We start from the raw sequence: 2,906 nt of genomic DNA on the forward strand, positions 1-2,906 counted from the left end.
GTTGAGCGGACATAGTCACGAGAGGAGTTTTTCGTTCCGGCAAGGCGACTGTGGAGTGAGCGCGGAGGCATACTTTAATATTCCGCACAAGCGAACGACTCAGCAACGCCGCCGGAACGGAAAAGAACCTCGTGAATAGTCCGGGCTAGCGGGGACCCGCGAGTGGGAGAGAAGGAGCATGAGAGAGAGGGTGAAAATTCTCAGGCACCGAGGTTGCCTGACAGGATTTAAATGGTTTTTCTCCCCCTCCCCCTTTCGCCCCCTCACCCCCTCCTACATAAGTCCATATCAATATGGACTTATGTACCCCTCCGGCCGGTCCATGACGAACAATAGCGGCGGACCCTGGTCCGGGTCCAGGTTTCGGACATGCTTCGCCTCCGCGAGGATCGACGCTCCGCCATGGGATCGGAAACCGGCCCCGCCCAGCAGTTCGTAAGCGGTGGTGTATGAATAGACCGCGTCGTATCCCCGGCTCCAGGCCAGGTCCAGGGACCGCCTTAAAAGCTCGGTCCCGATCCCCAACCCCCTCGCCTTGACCTTGGAGTCTTCCCTCACCACGATGAATGTGAAACGCATGACCTGCTTGTCCGCCGAGAACGGGTTGCCCCTGGACGAGTAAGGCTGGATAGCCTGATACCCGATCACGGTCTTGCCCAGCAGGCATATCATCACACGCCCGCGGCATTTTTCCAGGGAAGAGAACCCGTCGGACCACGCTCCGAAATGCTTCCTCTGGAGCCGGTCTATCTGGACCCGGTTACGCTCCTCGCGGAGGGTCCTGAAGACGAGGAGTGAGTGGTCCCGGGCCCACTTGACCCGTTTGCGGGAGAAGTGTTTATCGGGCTTGTTCGTAGCCATAGATTTCAAATTCTGTATTCCACATTCCAAAAACAACAAGGAACAGAGCGTCAACTTTGCGGTAAAAATACATAATAGCGCAGTGTACCTTTGGAATTTGAAATTTGGAATCTGGAATTGCCCCTATTCCGGCATGATCTCCACAAACCTCTCGATGGAGAAAAAGCTGTCCGAACCCCTGGGCGGTTTGGCGCTGCTCGAGTTCGAAACGAAGACCAGGAAACGGATACCGAACCGGCGGGCCGAGATCAGGACCGCCTCGGTATCCTCCCCAAGCAGGGTCCTTTCAGGGTCGAAGGGAACCTTCCTCCTCAGTTCCCTCCAGAACCCTGGTTCCTCCTTGGGCATGCCGATGTCGTGGGCGGTGGTGATCCCGTCGAACTTGCCGGCCAGGGCAGTCTTCCCCATCTTGAGGTCCAGGGTCTTGCCGTGGGCGTTGGTGACGAGGTAAACCTTCTTCCCGGCCTCCCGCACACGATCCAGGAACCCGACGACGAAGGGATGGACCGTGATGAGATGATCCACCTGCCGTTTCAGGTCGAGGATGTCCAGTCCCAGCTGTTCGGTCCAGTAGTCCAGGCTGGTCCAGTTGAGGGTCTCCTCCTGGGACCGGTACAGCGACAGCAGCTTGTCCCTGGCCTCCTTTTCGGAAACCCCGAACTGCTCCGCATACCGTGATGGAACGTACTCTTCCCAGAAATGGTCGTCGAAGGACTTGTCCAGCAGCGTCCCGTCCATGTCCAGGAGGACGGTGTCGATCTGGTTCCAGTCCGGGGGGAAAATCACAGTCTCAGTCACAGTAATCACTCCGGAAGGATGAATAGAGAAGGATGCAGGATGAAGACAAAACGGTTTTCTTCCTCCTTCCTCCTCCATCATTCGTCCTTTATTATCCCCAAATACACCATCAATGCCCACACGGTTCCCAGGGCCAGGATGATGGTCCCCAGGAAGACCAGCCACACGCCAGGGTCGTGGTGAACCCGGTACACACCCCTTGCGGACCGCACCAGCTGCCCGAGGGTGAGCCGCTCTCCCGCCAGGGAAGCGGAACTGCCCATCCCGGGCGCATCCGACAGGTATGCCGAACCCGAGACACGTCCGGCTGCATCCTTGAGCTGGACCAGGATGCCCGGTCCCAGGGCACTCCCGCGGCTCTGGCCCTTCTGGAGGACGCCGCCCAGCCAGAGGGTCCGGCCACGAGAGAGGGGGGCCGGCACGCCACTTTGGAGGGTAACCACCCCGGATGAAGAGGTCCCCACAACTCCGCCGGTTATCCCCATTTCGTAATCCTCCGGCGGATAGATCACAGTGCTGCCGTGAACAAGGGGATGGTTTGTCCTGATCGTTCCCGCCGCAACTTCCCGGCCGCCTTCCATCAAAGTCATGTCGCTGAGAGTGTCCATGGCCCGGCCGCCGGGGGACTGTACCACCTCGAGACCGTCCAGCCTCAGGGAGACCCCCATCTCCTCCACCGGCACGACCTGTCCCGCTTCAAGGACCACCCTCGTACGTGAGCCGAGAGAGCTTCCGAGAACGAAACCGGCGAAGATGAGGAGAAACCCCAGGTGGACGAGAACCTCTCCGTACCCCTTGAGCTTCTTCCTCCTTTTCAGGAACCAGTTGACGGTACACAGGAAAAGGCTGATGACCATGATATAAGAGAGGACAACGAGAACGTAAAGCCAGAGGGACACGGGGAAAGTCTTCGGCGCGGCCTGCTGCATCCAGACCCTGAAGGGATAGGCGTCCATCTTCTGCCAGAAATTCGGATCGTTGAAATAGGCCGCAATAGAGCCCCCGGCAAGATCCACGCACCACAAGATGGTGATCACCACGAAGGTGACCGGGTGGACAAGGACCTGCCAGGCCAGCCTCCCCGAACGAAGCAGCGGGCTGCCTTCCGACCCGGGGCCTGTATTTTTCTGAATCTCAGATCTCATATCAAAATCTTTTCTCTCTTTTCCATTTTTGATAGGGTCGCAAAAAGTCCAATCCGGGACTTTTCGCTCCACGGAAAGGGAAAAGCGTCGTTTTCCCTTTCC

3 protein-coding genes are annotated in these 2,906 nt (G+C 58.2%); all 3 read right to left on the minus strand.

The genetic code is table 11. The features are described from left to right. Window positions 1–288: 288 nt before the first annotated feature. Complete coding sequence (locus P1S46_12035; GenBank protein MDF1537199.1) at window positions 289–861, minus strand: GNAT family N-acetyltransferase; 573 nt, start codon at window positions 859–861, stop codon at window positions 289–291. Window positions 862–984: 123 nt separating this feature from the next. After that, on the minus strand, window positions 985–1,659 hold the full coding sequence (yrfG, locus tag P1S46_12040) for a GMP/IMP nucleotidase (GenBank protein MDF1537200.1): 675 nt from the start codon (window positions 1,657–1,659) through the stop codon (window positions 985–987). A 77-nt stretch (window positions 1,660–1,736) separates the two neighbouring features. Beyond that, a complete protein-coding gene (locus P1S46_12045) occupies window positions 1,737–2,804 on the minus strand; it encodes a cytochrome c biogenesis protein ResB (protein ID MDF1537201.1) in 1,068 nt (355 codons plus the stop codon). Window positions 2,805–2,906: the final 102 nt, after the last annotated feature.

This window comes from bacterium (genome assembly GCA_029210545.1).
GTDB lineage: Bacteria > BMS3Abin14 > BMS3Abin14 > BMS3Abin14 > BMS3Abin14 > JARGFV01.

Bases quoted from the DNA above. Each gene is read 5' to 3' on its own strand.
- P1S46_12035 (MDF1537199.1), bottom strand. From the start codon at position 861: ATGGCTACGAACAAGCCCGATAAACACTTCTCCCGCAAACGGGTCAAG.
- P1S46_12045 (MDF1537201.1), bottom strand. From the start codon at position 2,804: ATGAGATCTGAGATTCAGAAAAATACAGGCCCCGGGTCGGAAGGCAGC.